Genomic DNA, 20,176 nt, shown 5'->3' on the forward strand with positions numbered 1-20,176 from the left:
TCGGGTTTCTCCATGTAAATTTCACCAATAGTGTTGTCTGTCAGGCGGATTTCGGATGTCGTATTTAAAACAACTCGTTGCATATGGTCTGACGGTGGCGCTCGCGAGTGCGTGCAACACAAACACCACAGTGGGCAATGGCGGTTCTGACAATGATTCCATAGGCCGGTCCACGACTTTGAGCCAGGGCCGTGTCGGAAATCCGGCTTACTGATCATATTGAAAAGACAACTTTTTCAGCCCGGCATGCAGGCTTTCGTTCGTGTTTTTTGACCTGGTCTATCTTGCGGATATTCGATTTCCCGGCGGAACCTCGACTGCACTGTTTTACGAGTTAAGGGCAGCAGCAAAGGCAGGACTAAAAGTCGGACTGATCCCGGTCGCTTCGCCAATCCTGACCAAATCACGCCCCCCCAATTTGAAACTGCTCAACGAAATCCGCAGGACGAAAACAACTATTGTTCCCCAAGGCGTGACGCCGCAGTGCCGCCTTTGCCTTGCATATCACCCGACATTGCTCGACGGCCAGCTCAAGCAAGTGCCGCGCTTCAAGGCGGACACGTTCGCACTTGTTGCGCACCAACCACCCTTGAACCGGTTTGGCGAAAAGGCCTATGACGCCGATCAGCTGTCACGGGTTGCCGGAGACCTTTTTGGTCACGGATTGACGATACTTCCGGTCGGACCGACGGTGAGGCAGGGGTTTGAAGCGCAAGGGTTATCCGCACAACTCAGTGCCGATGACTGGCTCAACCTGATAGATGTGAATGACTTTCCGATTTGCGACAACCGTGAGATCGACGGACCTCTTATCATTGGGCGGCACTCCCGCCCAGGTCGCGAAAAGTGGCCCGACCCGGAAGAAGCTGTGCTCGCCTATCCGGAGAACAACAGGTATCAGTTCCGCATGCTCGGCGTGGGGCCGGAATATCTGAGTGAACTGGAGAAGATTCCATCCAATTGGCACTGTCTTCCATTTACAACGCAACCGGTTTCCGGATTCCTGAAGGGGCTTGACGCCTACAGTTATTTTCACAGCCCTGCCTGGATCGAAGCGTTCGGTTACTGCGTTCTGGAAGCGCTGTCCGCGGGATTGCCGACCGTACTGCCGAACTATTTCCGCGATTGGTTTGAGGACGCAGCGCTCTACGCCCCCCCCTCGCAGGCGCCGGAGCACTATGATCGGATCCTGGATGACAAAACCTATCGACTGGAAGTGTCAACAAATGCCAGAAAGTTTGCGTCGGCCCGTTTCGGATTGGAACAGTTTGAAGAACGCTTTGAAAAGCTGGCCGGCAAGGTTCACAACCTGCATGCTGCAGGACCATCGCTGAAGACGCGACCACCCAGGCAACATGTTGTGCTTGCTGTGACTTCAAACGGGATAGGCCTTGGCCATCTGACAAGACAGCTGGCGGTGGCAAAGGCACTCGGGCCGGACGTCAAAACAGTTTTCTTTTCCCTTTCTGAAGCAGTCAAAGTTGCTCAGAAGATGGGACACCTTGTCGAGTTTCGCCCGTTTCATCGCCGATTGGGCTGCCGTGTCGATGACTGGAACGACTTCTTTTATCGGGAACTGCGCGACGCTCTCTCGTTTTACCGTCCGGAACTTGTCAGTTTCGACGGCAACACACCCTATTCCGGATTGCTCGAGGCAATATCAGACTATGGTGATGCGAGTTCCGCCTGGATCCGGCGCGGAATGTGGCGCGCAGAAGCACCTGAGATATCCCGGCGCGCATCGCACTTTGACCTTGTTGTCGAACCCGGCGAAGTCGCTGCACCAATGGATCCTGGATATGCCAGGATCGGGAGTGATCATCTTGTTCACACGGACCCTGTTCTGCTTGTAGACCAGGCGGAAATGATGACGCGGGCGACTGCGCGACGCCTATTGGACCTGCCGCAGGATGCCACCCTTGGTCTGGTTCAGCTGGGTTCGGAGCGAAACTCCGACATGTCCTTTGCCCGACAGGCAATCGACGCCGTTCTTGAACGCAACAGACACGTCCATTTTGTTGAAATCAAATCGCCAATCAGCCCGGACTACGACAGGGAGCCGAACGAAAGATACCATCGGCGGACCGCATACCCGCTCGGGCTCTATCTGAACGGTTTCGACTTCGCGGTTTCGGCAGCCGGATATAACTCCTTTCACGAGTTTCTCGCGTCGTCCTTGCCGACTGTATTTGTTCCCAACAAAGCACCAGAGATGGATCTCCAGGAAACGAGGGCCGAATATGCTGTAAAGGCCGGTTGGTGTCTGACGTGCGATACAGACGATCCATTCAACCTGGAAGGTTGCCTGGACGAAATTTTGCAAACGCAGACACGGCAGGACTTGCAAGAAAAGTGTCGCATCCTGTCCGAAAGCTGGAGAGGTGCAAACCAAATTGCAGATTACTTCGCGGTGACTGCGGGTTTGCCGACCGGCTCTTTCTCCGGCAGAAAAAGGATCGGCGCCTGACATGAAGTTTTCAGACAAGATCAGAAGCCGATTGCTAAAACCCGCAATTTCTCTCTATTGCCGTTTCGCCGGTTCCCGAAAGGATACGGCCGTTCTTTTGTCCGGAACAGCGAAGTCCAAGCCCGTGGCGCTCGTCTGGGCATTTGGCATATCCGAAGCGCAGCGTGACGCCAAATTGCAGGACATGAAGGATCACCTTGATGCCTTTCATACGGTCGTTGTCGTCTGTGACAGCAACACTTTTTCAAGTTTGCTGCAGATGGGTTTTCGCGTTGAAGCCGTGCCAAGCCATGAAGAACAGAAAATTCACTTTTGCGACTTGCCGTGGGCAACGTACCTGTCGCGGCGCATCAGCCGTATTCGGAACAACTGGGCTCCTGACTTTGAGTTCACGCTGGCGGCAGATCCAGAAGAGTTTGTTGAGACCTGCAAAGGCAAGCAGCTGACAACGCCCAACAACACGATGACTGAAGAGCTTGAATATCTCGAAGACTATGCGTCCTGACGCACTCACCTCTCGGCAATCAGAACCAATTTGTTGATCGTCAGCACGCGGACTTGTGCTGTCTATCCAGGGCATCGCGAACAAAGGGCTGCAAGGACCCGAGCTCAACCAGCGGGTTTCTCAGCCTTTGGTCCGCTAGAACCGAAAGTAGTTCCGGATGGTCGGGGTGGCTGGGATCGCAGACATTCTGATCTTCAAACTCCTGCTGTGTGAACGTGCCCCAATTGCGTAATCGCAGGAAATAGACACCATTGGCGCCAACATGTTGCGCCAGGCTTGCAAATGCGGGAACTTCACGGAAATTCTGTTTCTGGACAACAAAATCCAGCCGCAGCTTAGAGAAGGCGCCTGCACGCCGCATATTGCCGAGAAAGCGCAAATTACTCAAAAGACGCTCGAAGGTTCCACCACGTCTGACGACAGAATAGGTTTCAGCGTCGGCGGCATCGGCCGAAATCCAGATGCTGTCGACATGACCCCAGAGGTCCAGTCTATTCCATGTGGCCTCATCAAGCAGGAGGCCATTGGTGTGCAATTGAAGCCTCTGCGCGCGGGTATTGGTCGCCGTGAAATGCTTCAGGAAATTGAGAAAATGCCGGCTGGCGAATGGATCGCCAGACCCTGTCACCTTGATCCTTGAGGCCGCCGACAGGAAATCGGCATAGTCTTTGTTGATCAGACTATCGAGATCTGCCGACTGCTTACGATTGATCTGGATGACCTTTGTCCGGCAACTTGGGCAGGACAGGTTGCAACTCCTGTCGTGAGACAGGATCGCTCGGTTCGGTGTTTGCTTCAGAGAAAACGTATCCGGTTTTTCAGGCGCGTTTCGTCCTTTGGCAATTGTCATGACCTCTGAAGAAGCGCCCATTTGCTCAAGCTTGCGCAGCCTGCGACCACTGATCATCGGGCAATGCCAGCGGCTGCAGTAGGAGTAGTCTCCGTCCAGGATCGAGCGTCTGATTTCTTTTGCTACGTCCGAGTTCCAGACACGCTCCGGTTTCTGGTCAAGTCTTCCAATCGGAACCGGTTGCCACGCCGAGCAGCAAAAGTGAACCGTCTCGTTCGCTCGCGTTTCAATCTGCTCAAATGGCGCTTTGCAGAATTTGTCCTTAAGCCAATCATCAACCGGGAGCGACAGGTCACTGCTTTTGATTGCGGCTGCATCATGCAAGCGCTGAGCGAGCAAGTCGTGATGGTCAACACTGTTCACCGCGTTCGCAAGCCGCTTGGCAAGGTCCCAGTTCTCTGACTGGATACAGGCCAATGATGCCGCATTCAGAGTTGAGATTCTGACTTTACCGGCATCCTTCAAAAGCCACTCACCGAAACCCTGTAACGATTGCCCACCGACACGTGAACCAATTTCACCTGCAGCCGCTGCAATCAAATCAAGCGCTGCTTTCTTGCCCGAGGCCGGGTTCCTGCGGGCATCCAGGTACGAACTGTTACCGGCATTTAGAAAGTCGGCCGCTTTTTGGAACCTTGCCGTCTGATCTTCAATACACACAGCGTCCATAGGTCAGAGGCCGTTCAGCTGAAGTCGCTGCTCGATGCGTTCTTCGACCTTGGCAATGTCGTCCGAACTGAGCAACGCCTTCAATCGTTCGACTTCTTCTGCAGCTTTCTTGTATTTCTTCAGATCGGCGATCCGATAGAAGAAGAAGGCTTCCAGCGGGTCCTGCGAAACAAGAGCACCTTCCTCATGGACCCGACCCAGCTCGAAGTAAGCCTGACCGAAGCCCCGATCAGCAGACAAATTGAGAAGCTCGAGGATCTTCTCTTTTCCTGCTGCATCGGGTTTTTGCCCCATCAGATCCCGGGCGAGAAAATAAGGTGAGAAACGGTCCCCGGCGTCAATCGCCCGCATCAGCCAAAGATGTGCGGTCGTACGATCTTTTTCGACACCCCAGCCTGAGAGATAACTTCGGCCCAAACTGTTCATGGCCTCACGCTGACCGTTTTCTGCTGCAAGCCGGTAGAGCGCGGCGGAGGCGTCATAGTTCTTTTCGACCCCGATCCCCTTCCGATAGAGATCCGCCAAGGCGTTTTGTGCGTTGACCCATCCCATGGCGGAAGCCAGGCGATACCAGAGTATGCCTTCGGCCGGTTGCTGGGCGACGCCACGACCCTTGATATACAGGGTGCCGACATTGGTTCGTGCACGAAGGTTGCCCAGACCGGCCGCCCTCAGATAGTACCGGCGGGCCTCCTCATAATTCACATCGGAACCGCGACCTGAATAGTACATGTAGCCCAGATTTGTCAGAGCAGCCGAGTAGTTCTGATCCGCAGCGAGCTTGTAAAAGGCCTTGGCCCATTCAAACCGTTTGGCGACATCAAGAACACGCCCCAGCTGGAACTGCAGCCTAGGGTTCCCTGGGTCTTCCACGAGTGCAAAACCGCATAAAATGACGGCATCTCGAATGTTGATCAGTCCGTCGCGGATCGAAGGGGCAACACGTTGCGGGTCTGCGGGATGGGCAGCCAGGAGATCGCAGGCTGTCACGATATCTCTCAAACCTCCTGCAGCATTCGGCAGGTCTTCGGGCCACAGTCTGAACAGTTCTGCGGGAATATTTGTCTGAGGCTGAAATGCCAGACGCTCCTGACGCTTTTGTCTGGCTCGTTCAATGACATCCTGCTGGTTGATTGCAGCCGTACGCACGCTCACGCTGCGCGATGCCTCTGCGACTTGTCTTTCGCCTGTGTCCAAATTGCGCATGAGGGTTCGCACCGCCGAAATATGCCGACTGGACGGGAAGGATCGGACGAAGCGCTCAAGCTCGTCTTCTGTTCCGTATTTACTCAGAAAATACCAAAGAACAGTGTCGAGATCATAGTCTCCGGCCTCGACCTGGGGTTCAGGTGTCGCAGATCCCGAATTCCCCCTCAGCACATGCTCTCGCTCGACAGACCCGATGACCCAAGGGATCTGCAATCCTTCGGTTGAGACCCTCACCTGCTGGCGAACGCGGCGAAATGCGGAAAAGAGCGAGATTCCCGGAGATTCGAACGCCCGGCTCAATGCAATCGCGTAAGGTCCGTTACCACCTGCGGGACCATCAAAGGCGAGTTTTCCAGCACTGGTGGAAAATGCCAGCAACGTTTCCTCACCACTCGCTTCTGAATAGGATAGTCCTGCCTGAAAACGCGGATCCAACCCGGAAAACGGGTCGTCGCGGCAAGCGTCGATAATGATCAAACGCAGTCCGCCACCTTTCCCGGTCGATGCCGCGTCAATGACATCACGCAATTGAACCGCTTTCAGATTTACCGATTCCGCAGAAGACGTATCCACATCGACGGACAGCAGCTTGTTCTGGCCATCCACCTGAAAGCCATGACCGGCAAAATAGAAAACACCAATCTGAGCGCCGTCAAAAGTTTTGTCCATTTCCTCAATGAGGGTGGTGAATTCATCTTTCTTGAGGTCAAAAAACAGATTGACCTCAAAACCCGCCTGCGCGAGGACTTCGGCAACAAGCGCCGCGTCATTTGATGCATTCGCCAGGGGGGATGTGTCGTATTTGGTGTTTCCGACAACGACCGCGATCCTGTCCGCAGCCGCTTGTGCCTGTTGAACCCAGATCTGGCCAACTGCGAGCGTAAACAACAACACCAAGCCCGCCGGAATTCTGAGTTTCATCTGCTCACCTTCACCAAACTGCGTTCACGCCGAAAACCGGGCGATCAAGACGCGTGTCTGCTCAAAGCATCATCAAAGCTCATTTTCCTTTGTCGGACAACCTGAAGACTGCCGATGTCCGGCCCGGAGCGTGTCAAACTTGCCGCTCCGAAGTCTTTCATCCAGCATCACTACTTGTCGTTGCGTAACTTATCGCAGGAACTGATCCACATAGTCCGCACCAAGCCCGACAGACTGATAGTGCTTCCGGCACATGTCGATCTTGGTGAATACGTCCTCATAGCCGAGATGTTTTCCGTATGGATCGACGTAATACATGATGCCGTTTACCTGGAACAAAGTGATCATCTCATCGACGTCATCAGGAACGACCAGAGTATGTGTTTCGCCCGGCGGTTCGTAGACATAGCCGCCCTCCTGGGCGACCCAGTCATGTTCGAGATAGTGCCAACGGCCCTTCAAAACATATCCGTGCACGGGATTTGGATGGCGGTGCCTTGAAAGAACTCCGGATTTCCGCACCCTTAGCAAATTGACCCAGTAGCCTTGGCTCCGGTTCAGGCACAAGGGCCGGAACCAGACGTTTGCGGTCTGCGGGACCCAAACGCGCTCGTCATCGGGAATGGCACTCGGCACGACGATTTCCGCCTGGGCATCTTTCGGGAATGGAAGCTGATAAGGAATTCGAGGATTTTCATCCTTCTCGGTGACCGGCATGGCTTCTCTCCCAATAGTATCCGGTTTCAATGACTTCAGACGGCTGAATAGCCGCCATCGACCGGATAGACCGATCCGGTGACAAAACTTGCTTTTTCGCTCAATAGCCAGGCGACGAGCGCACCAACCTCTCGCGGTTGGCCCCATCTATCCATTGGCGTCCGGGCGAGGATGGTTCCTTCTCGGCTGACATCCTCCCGAAGTCCTTCTGTCATACCAGTCTCGATCCAGCCGGGGGCAACCGCATTGACACGAACACCATCGGCTGCCCAATTGGCGGCAAGTGCCTTGGTAAGCTGCGCAACTCCGCCTTTGGAGGCAGAATAGGCCGGAACCAGGGCCCCGCCGAAATAACTGAGCATTGATGCCGTGTTGACGATCGCTCCACCTGACTTTTCCAAGATTGGCTTGGCCGCAAGACACATGCGCATTGTGCCGGTCAGATTGACGTCCAGGACCGTCATGAAATTCGACAGTTCGTATTCTTTGCCACGCATCAAAACACCAGCGCAATTGACGAGACCGTCAAGGCCGTCAAGTCCAGCGATGCAGTTCGATACCGACAGGTCGTCTGTCACATCCAACCTGACGGCGGTGAGATGTTCGATTTGAGGACATTGGGCAACCTCGTGGTCGGACACGCCCGTTGCCGTCACTTGCCATCCGCTGTTGATCAGTTCCTGAGCGACGCCAAAGCCGATACCGCTGGTGCCACCGGTAACCAAGGCTCGTTTCATGCGGCTCTACCTTCGTTCATGAACTTTTCCACGTCCTGTCTTTTGGGCATTGGAGCAACTGCGCCAAAGCCTTGCGTTGACAAGGCCGCTGCGGCATTCGCGTATCTTGCAGCCTCGTATGGATCCCGTCCCGCCGCCATTTCCGCAAGAAAGGCTCCGTCAAAAGTATCGCCGGCTGCGGTCGCGTCAACCGGCTTGACCGGCAACCCGGGCACACGACGTCGTTCGTTGGGCAGCGCAATGAGTGTTCCCTCCTTGCCGAGCGTCAAGGCAACGATTTCACATCCAAGATTCAAATAGAAATCGGCAATCGCGTCAGGATCCGTAAGACCGGTCAGTTGCACTGCATCTTCCAATCCGGGAAGTGCAATATGTGCTCTTGCCATGGCGGCGTGGGTGACCGCACGCGCCCTTTCCAGAGGCCACAGGTTGAGCCTGAGATTGGTATCGTATGAAACCCAGCCACCAGCATTCCGGCAAATTTCCATGGCTGCAAAAACAGTATCTGCCGCTGTTGCGGAAATCGCCTGACTGATCCCCGACACATGCAAAATGCGCGCTCCGGAAATATACTCCAGAGGCAGGTCCGAAGGCGACATCAAGCTGGCAGCTGATCCCTTTCGCATATAGGTGAAAGAATGTCCGCGCTCGTCATGGCTGACAAAATAAATCCCGGTACGCGCGTCCCCACGCTGTTTCACGTGACAAGTGTCGACACCCTCACTTTGCCAAAGCTCCAGAAATTCCTTGCCAAAGGCATCCTTACCCAGCTGAGTCAGGTAGCCGACGGACGCATTTTGCCGCGCGGCAGCGATAGCGGCGTTGGAGGTGTCCCCACCGTGCCCCTTCAGATATCGGCCATCAGTTTGCTCGTTGAATTCGAGCATGGGTTCCCCCAGGCAAATGATGTCAGGTTGCATGATTGGTACTCTTTGTCGGGAAAATCGGCCGCGAGCACACGCTCGCGACCGTGTGGGAACAATTATTCAGCCGTGTAGCTTTGCCCAACGCCTGGGATTCGCCAAATTCTGAAGTTCGGGATCTGCGGGTCCTCGAAATTCATGTCGCCATCCACCCAAACGTGAAGATGGTTGGAAACAACGTAAAGGGCGCCATCAGGACCCCAAGCGAGTGTGTCCGGCCAGTTCATTTCGGGATGATGAGCAAACCTGGACAATTGGCCGGTCTTGCCATCGAGTTTCATCAATCCATCGAGCGAGAGCGCCGTCATATAGACGTTCCCGTCCCGATCCGCTGTCATGCCGTCCGTGTTCGACGGCAAACTGGTCTCCACGCGAACCGCATTTTCAAGAACCGTCTCGCTGGTGTCGAAATCGCGCAACAGGTCGGTATCGAGGCTGTAAAGAGTATTGCCCGTAAGATTGGTCCAGTACAGCGTTCCCTTGTCACCGGACAGAGCAATTCCGTCGGCACCGGTTTTCATACCGCCGTTCTTCAAAACCTGACGGTCATCGATGTTGAAAAAGAAATGCGGCTCATCGTTGGTGAATTTGTGCTGGTCCAGCAGCCGTCTGGCGGTATTTGAATTGCTATCGTAGGCAATCAGTCCGCCGTGCAGGGGATTACAGAAAATCCCACTGTCCGTGATATAGGCAAATCCGGTGTCGTTATCGACCGCGATGTCGTTCAGAAACGAACACTTTGGATCGGCTTCGTCGGCAGAAAAGACGTACCTACCAACTTCCTCGCCAGCCTTGATATCCCAAAGAACCAGCTTCGCATCACCTTCGGCCATCTTGCCTGCCATATGGCCCTGATCGAGGATCCACATCACATCGTTTCGATCGATTTCAAAGCCAAGTACAGCTTTAAGCCCGGACGGATTGCCGACAGCGTTCATTTCCTCCGACGGATAGGGCTCCAGAACCCATTGGTCGCCTTCCTTCACCAACCTGGATAAGGTCGCAGGCATCTCAGGCCCGGCCCAACGCGCTGTTGAAACATATATATTGCCGTCGCTGTCGAGCTTGGCTCCCTGGATGAGCGCCTTGCCGAAGATGTCGCTCTTTTCCCATGCAGATTGCACATCTTCAGAAACGACCTTGTAGGGCAGCTTGTTCCATTCTGCGATCACTTCCAGATCGGGAGCGCCCTCTGCGAAGGCCCCTCCAGCACCCAGAGCTGTCACCGCCAATGCCGCGATAGTCGATTTCAGCTGTCTCATTTCGCGTGTCCTCCGTTTTGATTTCCGGTCAGATCCGGCCGTATTTCGCCAGGCCTTCACGCAAGGAGCCTGCCTGCATGATCAATTTGGCCTGCTCGGCTTCGCGAACATCGATTTCTCGTGCCATTTCAAGCACTTCCTCAGCCTTTCCAATTGGCACGACGACAACGCCATCAATGTCCCCGACCACAATGTCACCGGGATGGACGATCACATCACCCACGGGAACCGGTTCATTGGCGGCCAGGGTTTTGTGACGTCCGAGCGTCGTTCCTGGCGACGTTGCACGTGCAAAGACCGGAAAATCGTAGTCACGGCGAATTTCCGTGATGTCCCGAACCGCACCGTCAAGCACGGCACCTTCGTGTTTGTTGGCCACAGCTCCTGCGGTCATCAGTCCACCCCAAACGGCAACATTTGCGTCGCTTGCAATAGATATGACGATGACCGATCCGGGCGCGGAATCGTCAATCGCATCAAGCGCATGCTGTGGTGGGACAAACTCATCGGTTGGTCCTTCCAGCACAGTGACTGCGGGACCGACAATTTTCTTGTCATTGATGCGGGGCTTTATAGCGCCGTCCAGGTATCCCTTGCGCCCAGTCACCTTGTCCACCGCATCAGCGACCGAGGCGGTCGCGGTTTCGCGGAAACCTTCAATCAAGTCTTTAAGTTCCATTACAGACACTCCTGTTGAACCGTCCTGAAACGGTAAGTTCTTGGATGGCGGCCCTTTGCTCACCACGGATTGACCCAGTTATTGGGGGGAAGTCCTCGAAGTACACGCGCCAGTTCTGCACCTGCACGCCTTTGAAGCTCGCTGACGGACGCTTCCGAATACCAGCCACAATGATCGCTGAGCACGGCGTTCGGTGCGCCAAGCAACGGGTTGTCCGCAGAAGGCGGTTCGACCTGAAAAACGTCTATGCCGGCGCCGAAAATGCGCCTTGCATGCAAGGCTTCTGCGAGAGCGTTTTCATCAATCAGGCCCCCACGCGATACATTCAGAAGAATTGTCTGGGGTTTCATCATGGCAATGCGTTTTGCATCGATGATGTTGCGTGTATCGGGCGTCAAAGGCGTATGCAGACTGACCACATCGGCTTCACGACAAAGGCTGTCGGGATCATGACGTTCAACGTCCCAATCCTGTCGCGTCGCTTCATCGAGGTTCGGGTCACTTACGATGACCCGAGAAAAGCCAAGGGCCCTGAAGCGTTGGCATGCAGCGCGGGCGATGCGCCCAAAACCGATCAGCCCCAGCGTTGCCCCGCGGTGGCCTGGCACGGGATGTTTCTGGCCGATGCCCCAAAGCCCTTTTCTGACCTCAGCGTCTCGCGTGACGATCCGTCTTGCGACGGCAAGGTAAAGAGCGAGCGCGTGGTCGCTGACTTCGTTCTCAGCGCCGTAATCGGGGATGTTGGCTATGTAAATGCCACGTTCCGTGGCTTTCTTCAGGTTCACATTGTCAACCCCGACGCCGTAACGCAGGATCAGCTTCAGGCTTGGAAAATCGTCATAAAGCGCGGGGTCGATGCGGCGCTCTCTTATGAGCACCGCAAAGACGTTCTTGTTGGACAAGGCGGAGACCGCATCCTGATTGGGTGAAACCGGAAGTACCTTTGCACCGAACGGCTCAATGGCTTCTTGTTCCAGCTTATAGTCCGCGTACCCAGGCTCAAGCACTGCCGCAAAGGGTGTCGCTTCTAGGGAAACAGCCTCCGCCCGCATATCACTGACCCCTGTAGTCAGCTACTGCGGCGTCGAGCTTGTTCGGCCAGTCTTCGCCGATCTCGCCAACGATGTATTCGCGCACTGCCGGCTGCGCCAGTTCACGAAACTTCGCCTTCTGTTCCGGACTGACCGGCACGACCTCGAGGCCTTTCTCACCCAGGATTGTTGCTGCATTGGCATCCTGTGCAGCCGTCATGCCTCGATGTATGACTTTCGAGATTTCGACGCACTCATTGACGGCCTGCCTTTCGGCATCGGTAAGCCCTTCATAGAAGGCATCGTTGATCATGTAAGCGTGCCAGGAGAAAACGTGACCATCGAGGGACACATACTTCTGGTGCTGATAGAGCGACGCATTGACGATGTTGGTAACGCCGTTTTCCTGGCCATCAACAACACCTTGTTGCAGGGCGCCAGGCAATTCCGGCCAGGGAACAGGCGTTGCAGAAGCACCCAGCGATTCCACGAGTTTGGTCCAGACAGGCGCTGTCATGACGCGCATCTTCAGACCCTTCATGTCATCGGGCTCAGCTACCGGGACTTTTGAGTTGGTAAAGTTGCGGACGCCGTTGTCCGCCAGACCAAGAACACGAATGCCGGTCTGGCTGCGCATGTCATCGAACAGTTCCTCGCCAAATGCCCCGTCCACGATCGACCAGGCCATAGCCTGATCGTCAAAGAGGTACGGCATTGCGAATACGGCAAAGGGTTTGTAGACCGCAGAAATCGGACCATCGTGGACGACGCCCATCTGGATTGCTCCGAGCTGAAGGCCCTCTATGACCTGCCCCCCGTCACCGAGCTGCGAGGCTGGAAACACCTGAACATCGATGCTTCCGGACGTCTTGCCTTCAACGCAGGTTTCAAATGCAAGCGCAGCAGCATGTTTGGGCGACGACATGTCAGCCGCCTGAAAGTGAGCGTATTTCAGCTCCTTTGCCTGGGCGGCACCTGCCGCGGCGATGATGGCGAGTGCCGCTGTTGCACCCAATAGTCTTGAAGTCCGTTTCATAGGTTTCCTCCCGGGTTGCTAATTCGAAAATCCGAAAAAGCGAGGTAAAGCGGTGCTGATGTCCGGCACGAGAATGACGAGCAACAGAACCAGAATTTCTGCGGCAAGGAGCGGCAGAACAGCGCGCGACAGGCCCTCGATTTTGAGGCGGCCAACCGTCGCGATGACGAAGAGAACCGGTCCGACCGGAGGCGTGATCATGCCTATGGTCAGGTTGAGCACGAGCATCATCGCGAACTGCAAGGGATCGATGCCGAACTGCAGTGCGATAGGCCCCAGAACCGGGGTGAGAATGATGAGAGCTGGCAGCGTGTCGATGAAGAGGCCGCAAACAAGGGCAAAACCGGCAAGCAGGAACAGAACCGTCAAACGATCCGTCGTTGCGCCAGATATGAGTGCAGCCAGGCTTTGCGGTATCTGCAAATATGTCAGCAGCCATCCAAAGACGGATGCCATGGCGACAATCAAAAGCACGGACGACGTGGTTACACTGGCCCTTACAAGCACGGTGTAAAGCTTTGACCCATTCAAAGTGCGCATTGCCAGACCAAGCAGCAATGCATAAGCGGTTGCGACCGCTCCTGCTTCTGTCGGTGTGAATACGCCACCCAAGATCCCACCGAGAATGATCAGGGGCATCAGCATTGCCGGACCAGCAGCCAGGGCACTTCTGGTGACCTCGGAACCGGACGCTCTCTTCTCGCGCCCGCGGTAACCTTTCTTCACCGACACGTAATGATTGGCTGCGGCCAGCGCCAAGCCCATGAGAAGACCGGGAACGATGCCTGCCATGAACAGCCCAGCGACCGTAACGCGATTGTCTGAGATCGCGTAAATGACCATCAGGATCGAAGGCGGAATGATCGGCCCGATGGTTGCCGTGGCCGCGGACAGAGCACCGGCATAGTTGGGCTCGTAGCCTGCATTGCGCATCATGCGCATGACAATTGCCGAGGGACCGGCAGCATCGGCCAATGCAGAACCGGAGATACCGGCAAAGAGCATGGAAACCAGTACGTTCACATGGCCCAAGCCACCCCGAATGTGACCGACGAGATCGTTGGCGAACCGCAGCAAGGCCGCCGTCAAGCCACAGGCCGTCATGAGTTCCGACGCGAGAATGAAAAACGGCACGGCCATCAAGGGGAAGGAATTGATGCCGCCAAACAATCGCTGCGGAATGAGCAGCGGGTTCAGCGCTCCATCCACCAGGATTGCAACCGTCGAGGCGACACCCATTGTGAAAACGACCGGCATCCCGAGCACAAGGGTGGCGAAGAACAATATGATGAGGGTTTTTGCCATCATGATTGAACGTCGACCTCATCAAGATGAGTGTCGGTTTCAAAGTCTCCGGCAACGAATTTCCGGCATGTCAGCACCAGGTGGCACAGGAACAGGAATGATCCGAACGGAATGGCAAGATAGGGAATACCGCGCGAGATACCGGTCGCCATGGTTTCCTTGTTCCAGCCGAACTCGACAAACTGAATTCCAAACCAAAGAACGAGACCCATAAAGGCTGCCATGACAACGACGGCACACCACCGGATCGTCAACCGCACCGCCTTTGGCAGCAGCGCAACAAACAGATCGATCTCGACCAGCCGGCCACTTCTCAGAGCCAGTCCGGCACCGGCAAAAACACCGAAAATCATCAGAAAGCGCGCAACTTCCTCGCCCCACGCGAGGGAAGATCCGAACAGATAGCGGCCGATGACATTGGCAATCACGATCAAAAACACAATCGCCAGCGAGCTTGCGACCAGGAAACGGTTCACGGCTATCAGGACGCGTTCGAATTGCGCCATCAGGTTCCTCCCAAGTGTGGAGTGCCGATCCGACGTGGCCTCCGATTTTCGGAGTACTGGCATACTGGCATACAGTATGTCAATGACAAAAATACTGTGCGCCAGTCACGAATCCGGTCTATAAGCCGTCTCCAATCGGAGGTTTCATGGTGTCATGTTGAAAATCGAGCGACCGAAATCGTTTGCCGAACAGGTCTCTGACGTGCTGCGTGCTCAAATCATCAGCGGTGAGCGGGACATGGGCGAAGCCCTGTCGGAAACGAAGATTGCAAAGGAACTCGGAGTAAGCAGAACACCGGTCAGGGAGGCCTTTGCCAGACTGGAACTGGAAGGGCTGGTACACACGGAACCGCAACGGGGAACATTCGTTTTCACGCTCGACCGATGTTCATTGCTTGATATTTGCGATGTGCGTGTAAGCCTGGAAACAGCCGCCTTGAAAAAGGCAATGGAACGGGATCCGAAAGGACTTGCGAAAAGCCTGAAGGAAATCACCAAGAAGATGACCAGGGCCCGAAAGAAGGGCGACGAACGCGACTATCTCGGCTTGGATACGGAGTTCCACCAAAGGCTGTTCGATCACGCAAAAAACCAGTTCCTGAACGACGCTTATCAGACAATCGCGGCGAAGATGGCCTGTTTAAGGAACAAGTTGGGCAATCACCCTGAACACATGGAAAAGTCCTTCGCGGAACACGTTGAAATCGCGTCGCTTCTGGAAAACGAAAAAACAGATGAAGCCATTGACGTGATGATCAGGCATATCGGCCGCAAGGAAGGCTCTTACTGGAACAAGTGAAGATCCGTTCGCAGGAAAACACAGAGCTAAGACGCGAGAAGATTGTTTGTCAAAGCAATCGCGATGGCGTGTTCCCGGGTTTTCGCACCAAGCTTACGCCGCGCGTTTCGGATATGAAATTCCACGGTAATCGGAGCGATACCAAGGGTGGATGCAATGCGTTGCGGGCGTTCACCAGAAGCCAGTTCAATCAGGCATTCGCATTCCCGCTGCGTGAGAGGCTCAAACGCGCTTTCGATCCGTGCAAATGCTCCCATGGTCTTGCTCGACCCTCCTGACATTGACCTTGTCGAATCTACGTAACAACTTACTTCCCTTAGGGCATGACCAAAATTGGGTATGCACGAGCGAAACATGGAACGGGCGTCGGTGCGGTTTTCGATTCGCTCTCGGGAAACACAAGTGATTGTCCAGTACGGAGCATTGAAAAGCCTTGAAAGATAACAAGAACGGCGAAACACCTTCCCGACTGGATGACATGATTGCCAATGTCTATGAAGCCGTACTTGACCAGGATCGCTTCGATGAACTGATCACACTCGCGGAAAGCAGCATTACGAACAGGAGTGCACACCGCGAGCTTTTGCGCAGAAAACGCGATATCGAAGCGCATTTCGAAACTGCGGAGAAGCTGCTGTCGAGCCTGCAGAAACCTGCAGAAGACAATGACCGGCCGGTGATCAGGCTGGGACGGGATCTTACGGTTCTGCAGGCCAATGAAACCGCCGAACGAATTCTGCAAATTACTGCCGGTCGATCACTTGAGGAACTGGATATCGATGGCGACGCATTGGGTCATCTCAACGAAGCTGTTTCGGGCCGAACCGAGGACTGGCCGATTGTTCGCGTCCCACACGCTGCGACAGGCAAGCAGGTTCTGTTGGTCTTGTCCGCTGAAGAAGATCCACACAACGGCAAAATCTGGTTACTGACGGGCGTTGAACGTGTCTGGCAACAGGGCGCGAGCCTGGCCATGCAGAGCCTTTATGGTCTCACGCAATCAGAAACCGATGTCCTGTCCATGCTGGTCAGCGGACATACGCCAGCCGAGATTGCGCAAGCGCGCGATCGATCGGTCGAAACAGTTCGTCAGCAAATCAAATCGATGATCACGAAAACCCGCTCACGGGGCAGCGGGGAGCTTGTTGCAGTTGCCAGAGCCATCGCCAATTCTGCACAACGGCGAAAACCTCAGACCACATCGGCAGACCACACGCGCGCGGAGCTCAAACTTCGGGACGGGCGCAAGATCGACTATCTGGAGCAGGGAGACACGACCGGTAAAGCCGTTGTCTTTCTCCACGGCTGTCTTTGCGGCAACAGGCTGCCGAACACCGCAAGCAGATATTTTTCCGAAAACGGTATCCGTCTGCTTTCCCCTGCCCGCCCCTGGCACGGCCAGAGCGACGGTCACGGAATTCTGCTTCATGATCCCGCTCGTTACGCGCATGACATATGCGACTGGCTGGACCAGCTGGATCTTGAACAGGTCCAGCTGGTTGCTTTTGACGTTGGCGCTATTTTCGCACTGGTCTGTCTTCCCCATCTCCGGGACCGTGTAGCGCAACTTATTTGCATTTCCGCTCAACCCCCCATGCGGAGCTTTCAGGACTTTTCCGGAGCACCGCCGCAGCAAAAACTGTTTGCCTTGTTGCCGCGTGTCTCAGTGCCGCTTTTGAGCTACATGGCAAAACTGGGTGACAAACGGTTGAAACGCGATGGGCCGGGCGGCTTTGCGCAAACCGTTTTTGGAGGTGCACAGGCGGATCTCGAGGCGTGCAACGATCCGCATTTGCTGGACCTTTTCTGGCAAGGTCACCTGTTTCATGTCGAACGCGGCTCGGACAGCTTCATCAACGATTGCCGGTTTGTTGCTTCTGATTGGGAGAAGCTGATCAAACCAACGGATGTTCCCATTCATTTTATTCACGGAACACAAAATCGGTCGATACGCCCGGAACGCATTCTGGCCTTTGCCGAGCGCATTGAAGCGCAGGTCTCTCTTGTCGAAAATGCCGGCCACAGTCTCCCGTTCAGTCACTGGCGAGACTGGGTCCGTTTTCTCGACTGACGTAAACAACCCACCTATCAAAATCCATAGCTGTTTCCGCTCCGGGACACGTGCTCTCCTGAGTTCCTTTGAGACTTCAGGACAGATTGCGATGCGTTTTATTTCAAGGTTTGCTTTTTTACTGTGTTGCCCAATTTTAACGCTGCAAGCGCCACAGGCACAGGAGACTGATCCCGGCAGGGCGATGATCGTCTTTGACGGGTCGGGTTCCATGTGGGGACAAATAAGCGGCACCCCCAAGATCGTGACGGCACGTGACACGCTGGCGCGCGTCGTCGGCCAGCTGCCGCCAGCACTTGAGGTTGGATTGATTGCCTATGGTCATAACCGCAAGGGCGACTGCAGCGACATTGAAACCCTGGTCCCGGTCGGGCCTGCCTCGACGCAGTCGAGCAAACTTGTTGCATCTGTGGCTGCACTCAAGCCAAAGGGCAAAACGCCTCTGACCGCAGCCGTGCGCCGCGCCGCACGGGAACTTCAGTTTCAGGAAGACAAAGCCACCGTCATTCTGGTGACAGACGGAATTGAAACCTGTGAAGCAGACCCATGTGCTGTCGCGAACGAGCTGGAAGCACTTGGGATCAACTTTACGACACACGTAATCGGCTTCGGACTGAACGAGGAAGAAGGCCGCCAGGTCGCGTGCCTTGCGGAAAATACGGGTGGCCTCTATCTGCAGGCGGACAATGAGGGTGATCTGGCCGATGCTCTTCAGCAAACAGTTTCGCTTTCACCAGCTCCTGCCCCGGCTCCTGAACCAGCGCCCTCGCTTGCTAAAAATATCAAAGCGACGGTCAGCCTGGAGGAAGGTTCGGCCCCGTTAACCGATGCTGACGGCATTCGAGTCTACTGGTCGGCGACGCCCGCCGGCGGCGGGGAAGAAATTCGCCTGACCACCCGCCCTGACATTACTGAACGACTGGAACCTGGCGCCTATCGTCTCGCAGCCCGAACGGACAAAGGCAGTTCAGCGGTTGCGGACATCACGGTGACCGACAGCGAGCTGACAGAAGTCAGCCTATCGCTTGGAGCCGGCAAGATCGATCTCTATGCGGTGATGGCCAACCAGGATCTTGGTCTCTCGGATACGGATTTCCTCTGGCAGGTGGAAAACAAAATCACGGGTGAACAGTTCACGGCCTATACCCAGGCGATGGAAGCGGTCGTTCCAAGTGGCCAATACAAGGCGAAGCTCATTATCACGCGCCTTGAAAAGATGTCGCCCGGCAGCGTTGAACTGGATGTGGTTACCGGAGAAACGGCACAGGCCGAAGTGATCGCCCAAACGTCGAAGGTCACTCTGCGTGCCTTCAATGCTGACGGTTCCGAGCTGAAGGCACACGATTCCCGGCTGAACGTCTTTCAGGGAGAAAAAACTGAAAATGAGGCGTTCGTTAAGATGGTGCTTGGCGGCGGAGCGCTTTTTCTTCTGCCTGGACAATATTCCGTTCGCGCCGAGGCATGGGACGGCAGCAAACGGGAGCCGGTCTTCCAGTCAATAACGGTCAGCCCAGCATCTGAACAGACCATCAATGTGACCTTCCCATGAGTGGGCAGGACGCATTCTGGGATCCGATAGAAGGCGCGGTAGCACCGGAATTCAGGCGAAGACCGGAGCGTGAACCCTCGAAGCTTCCGGCATCCTTCAAAAAACTGGAACTTCCGCTTTTCTTTCTGGCTTTCCCGGGTTTCATTCTCGCTTTTCTCGGCGACAGTCTTTTGCCTTACGGCATAGCGCTCGTGACATTCGGCATGGCCGGCGGATTTGCAATCAACCACTTCACCGGCGCTACCGAAGATCGACTAGAGCGCCTTTGGAAAACAGGGGAGCATCTCGGATTTCGGTTTCGCCCGGAAATACCGGCCAGCCGATTGCGCGACATACGGCAAAAGATTCCCGAACTTTTCAAACTGCGAATTGGCGGGTCGATTCCGCTGAACATTGAAAGTGAAATGTGGGGCCGGTCGGAAAGCGGCACGCCTTTGTGGCTCGGTCTTGGCGCTTTTTCGTCAGCTGCTTTTTTTGGCGGGCCCAAACAGACCACCAAATTGGCAAATGCAGGTGCACAGGGCAACGTCGTGATGATGATTGCGGCATACAAGCTGGATCGGGATACGGGTATTCGGATCGCGCTGATGCCGGAATCGCTCGGAGCTGTCGGACCATTCGACCGTGACCTGAAGACGGAAAGCGTGGCGTTTAACGACACCTTCAACATCAGAGTGACATCCCGGGCGGACGATGGGGACCTGGATCAGATTTCCGTCAACGTGCTGCAAGTGCTGACACCAGCATTTCAAACCACGCTGCTGGAGCTCGCGGACCGTTTCGCAGCACGTGTCATCGTGGATCGCGATACCGTCTATTTCGGCGGTTTTCACAACCTGCAAAGTCTGGATGACACAGTACTTCAATCCTTCGTCAAGGAGATCGTCGCTGCATTTGCGGCAGCGTCGACCTCCTTCAAACGCTACGCGGAGTGACCCGG

18 protein-coding genes are annotated in these 20,176 nt (G+C 55.2%); 6 read left to right on the forward strand and 12 right to left on the reverse strand.

Annotated features, from left to right (window positions below):
- Positions 1-262: 262 nt before the first annotated feature.
- Together K1718_RS25185 and K1718_RS25190 are read left to right on the forward strand one after the other, a co-directional pair.
- On the forward strand, positions 263-2,467 hold the full coding sequence (locus tag K1718_RS25185; protein WP_265680405.1) for a glycosyltransferase: 2,205 nt from the start codon (positions 263-265) through the stop codon (positions 2,465-2,467).
- 1 nt (position 2,468) lies between these two features.
- Positions 2,469-2,972, forward strand: coding sequence for a hypothetical protein (locus K1718_RS25190; RefSeq protein WP_265680404.1), 504 nt, complete (start codon positions 2,469-2,471; stop codon positions 2,970-2,972).
- Between the two features lie 40 nt (positions 2,973-3,012).
- Here K1718_RS25190 and K1718_RS25195 read toward each other — a convergent pair whose 3' ends face one another.
- The 11 genes from K1718_RS25195 to K1718_RS25245 all read right to left on the reverse strand — a co-directional run bounded on the left by K1718_RS25195 (position 3,013) and on the right by K1718_RS25245 (position 14,817).
- On the reverse strand, positions 3,013-4,491 hold the full coding sequence (locus K1718_RS25195) for a radical SAM/SPASM domain-containing protein (RefSeq protein WP_265680403.1): 1,479 nt from the start codon (positions 4,489-4,491) through the stop codon (positions 3,013-3,015).
- A gap of 3 nt (positions 4,492-4,494) precedes the next feature.
- Complete coding sequence (locus K1718_RS25200) at positions 4,495-6,621, reverse strand: caspase family protein (RefSeq protein WP_265680402.1); 2,127 nt, start codon at positions 6,619-6,621, stop codon at positions 4,495-4,497.
- Positions 6,622-6,810: 189 nt separating this feature from the next.
- Positions 6,811-7,338: a 2,4'-dihydroxyacetophenone dioxygenase family protein gene (locus K1718_RS25205; protein ID WP_152503702.1), complete on the reverse strand. Its 528-nt coding sequence runs from the start codon at positions 7,336-7,338 to the stop codon at positions 6,811-6,813.
- A gap of 35 nt (positions 7,339-7,373) precedes the next feature.
- Entirely contained in the window at positions 7,374-8,075 is a 702-nt protein-coding gene (locus K1718_RS25210) for an SDR family NAD(P)-dependent oxidoreductase (RefSeq protein WP_152503703.1), read from the reverse strand.
- Positions 8,072-8,995, reverse strand: coding sequence for a sugar kinase (locus K1718_RS25215; RefSeq protein WP_265680401.1), 924 nt, complete (start codon positions 8,993-8,995; stop codon positions 8,072-8,074). Before K1718_RS25215 ends, K1718_RS25210 begins: the two co-directional genes overlap by 4 nt.
- Before the next feature lie 62 nt (positions 8,996-9,057).
- Positions 9,058-10,260 carry an L-dopachrome tautomerase-related protein gene (locus K1718_RS25220; RefSeq protein WP_265680400.1) on the reverse strand — a complete coding sequence of 401 codons (1,203 nt, stop codon included), beginning with the start codon at positions 10,258-10,260 and terminating at the stop codon, positions 9,058-9,060.
- A 28-nt stretch (positions 10,261-10,288) separates the two neighbouring features.
- Entirely contained in the window at positions 10,289-10,939 is a 651-nt protein-coding gene (locus K1718_RS25225; RefSeq protein ID WP_265680399.1) for an RraA family protein, read from the reverse strand.
- Between the two features lie 59 nt (positions 10,940-10,998).
- Positions 10,999-11,991 carry a C-terminal binding protein gene (locus tag K1718_RS25230; protein ID WP_265680398.1) on the reverse strand — a complete coding sequence of 331 codons (993 nt, stop codon included), beginning with the start codon at positions 11,989-11,991 and terminating at the stop codon, positions 10,999-11,001.
- 1 nt (position 11,992) lies between these two features.
- A complete protein-coding gene (locus K1718_RS25235) occupies positions 11,993-13,006 on the reverse strand; it encodes a DctP family TRAP transporter solute-binding subunit (protein WP_152503708.1) in 1,014 nt (337 codons plus the stop codon).
- An 18-nt stretch (positions 13,007-13,024) separates the two neighbouring features.
- Entirely contained in the window at positions 13,025-14,314 is a 1,290-nt protein-coding gene (locus K1718_RS25240; protein ID WP_265680397.1) for a TRAP transporter large permease, read from the reverse strand.
- Positions 14,311-14,817, reverse strand: coding sequence for a TRAP transporter small permease (locus tag K1718_RS25245; RefSeq protein ID WP_173006190.1), 507 nt, complete (start codon positions 14,815-14,817; stop codon positions 14,311-14,313). Before K1718_RS25245 ends, K1718_RS25240 begins: the two co-directional genes overlap by 4 nt.
- A 154-nt stretch (positions 14,818-14,971) precedes the next feature.
- Here K1718_RS25245 and K1718_RS25250 point away from each other — a divergent pair, with 154 nt between their 5' ends.
- Positions 14,972-15,616, forward strand: coding sequence for a GntR family transcriptional regulator (locus K1718_RS25250; RefSeq protein WP_152503710.1), 645 nt, complete (start codon positions 14,972-14,974; stop codon positions 15,614-15,616).
- A 26-nt stretch (positions 15,617-15,642) separates the two neighbouring features.
- Here the strand turns inward: K1718_RS25250 and K1718_RS25255 are convergent, their stop codons facing one another.
- Positions 15,643-15,873 carry a LuxR family transcriptional regulator gene (locus tag K1718_RS25255; protein WP_152503711.1) on the reverse strand — a complete coding sequence of 77 codons (231 nt, stop codon included), beginning with the start codon at positions 15,871-15,873 and terminating at the stop codon, positions 15,643-15,645.
- Between the two features lie 176 nt (positions 15,874-16,049).
- Between K1718_RS25255 and K1718_RS25260 the strand changes: the two genes are divergently transcribed.
- The 3 genes from K1718_RS25260 (at position 16,050) to K1718_RS25270 (ending at position 20,171) form a co-directional block, all read left to right on the forward strand.
- Positions 16,050-17,687 carry a bifunctional helix-turn-helix transcriptional regulator/alpha/beta hydrolase gene (locus K1718_RS25260; protein ID WP_265680396.1) on the forward strand — a complete coding sequence of 546 codons (1,638 nt, stop codon included), beginning with the start codon at positions 16,050-16,052 and terminating at the stop codon, positions 17,685-17,687.
- Positions 17,688-17,871: 184 nt separating this feature from the next.
- Positions 17,872-19,236: a vWA domain-containing protein gene (locus tag K1718_RS25265; RefSeq protein ID WP_265680395.1), complete on the forward strand. Its 1,365-nt coding sequence runs from the start codon at positions 17,872-17,874 to the stop codon at positions 19,234-19,236.
- Positions 19,233-20,171 carry a hypothetical protein gene (locus K1718_RS25270; RefSeq protein WP_265680394.1) on the forward strand — a complete coding sequence of 313 codons (939 nt, stop codon included), beginning with the start codon at positions 19,233-19,235 and terminating at the stop codon, positions 20,169-20,171. The genes K1718_RS25265 and K1718_RS25270 overlap by 4 nt, the downstream gene beginning before the upstream one ends.
- Positions 20,172-20,176: the final 5 nt, after the last annotated feature.

Origin of the sequence: Roseibium porphyridii (genome assembly GCF_026191725.2) — a bacterium.
Lineage (GTDB): Bacteria > Pseudomonadota > Alphaproteobacteria > Rhizobiales > Stappiaceae > Roseibium > Roseibium porphyridii.

Coding starts and splice junctions, on each gene's coding strand:
- K1718_RS25195 (WP_265680403.1), bottom strand. CDS start 4,491: ATGGACGCTGTGTGTATTGAAGATCAGACGGCAAGGTTCCAAAAAGCG.
- K1718_RS25240 (WP_265680397.1), bottom strand. CDS start 14,314: ATGATGGCAAAAACCCTCATCATATTGTTCTTCGCCACCCTTGTGCTC.
- K1718_RS25210 (WP_152503703.1), bottom strand. CDS start 8,075: ATGAAACGAGCCTTGGTTACCGGTGGCACCAGCGGTATCGGCTTTGGC.
- K1718_RS25225 (WP_265680399.1), bottom strand. CDS start 10,939: ATGGAACTTAAAGACTTGATTGAAGGTTTCCGCGAAACCGCGACCGCC.
- K1718_RS25220 (WP_265680400.1), bottom strand. CDS start 10,260: ATGAGACAGCTGAAATCGACTATCGCGGCATTGGCGGTGACAGCTCTG.
- K1718_RS25250 (WP_152503710.1), top strand. CDS start 14,972: ATGTTGAAAATCGAGCGACCGAAATCGTTTGCCGAACAGGTCTCTGAC.
- K1718_RS25230 (WP_265680398.1), bottom strand. CDS start 11,991: ATGCGGGCGGAGGCTGTTTCCCTAGAAGCGACACCCTTTGCGGCAGTG.
- K1718_RS25190 (WP_265680404.1), top strand. CDS start 2,469: ATGAAGTTTTCAGACAAGATCAGAAGCCGATTGCTAAAACCCGCAATT.
- K1718_RS25270 (WP_265680394.1), top strand. CDS start 19,233: ATGAGTGGGCAGGACGCATTCTGGGATCCGATAGAAGGCGCGGTAGCA.
- K1718_RS25255 (WP_152503711.1), bottom strand. CDS start 15,873: ATGGGAGCATTTGCACGGATCGAAAGCGCGTTTGAGCCTCTCACGCAG.
- K1718_RS25235 (WP_152503708.1), bottom strand. CDS start 13,006: ATGAAACGGACTTCAAGACTATTGGGTGCAACAGCGGCACTCGCCATC.
- K1718_RS25200 (WP_265680402.1), bottom strand. CDS start 6,621: ATGAAACTCAGAATTCCGGCGGGCTTGGTGTTGTTGTTTACGCTCGCA.
- K1718_RS25215 (WP_265680401.1), bottom strand. CDS start 8,995: ATGCAACCTGACATCATTTGCCTGGGGGAACCCATGCTCGAATTCAAC.
- K1718_RS25245 (WP_173006190.1), bottom strand. CDS start 14,817: ATGGCGCAATTCGAACGCGTCCTGATAGCCGTGAACCGTTTCCTGGTC.
- K1718_RS25205 (WP_152503702.1), bottom strand. CDS start 7,338: ATGCCGGTCACCGAGAAGGATGAAAATCCTCGAATTCCTTATCAGCTT.
- K1718_RS25265 (WP_265680395.1), top strand. CDS start 17,872: ATGATCGTCTTTGACGGGTCGGGTTCCATGTGGGGACAAATAAGCGGC.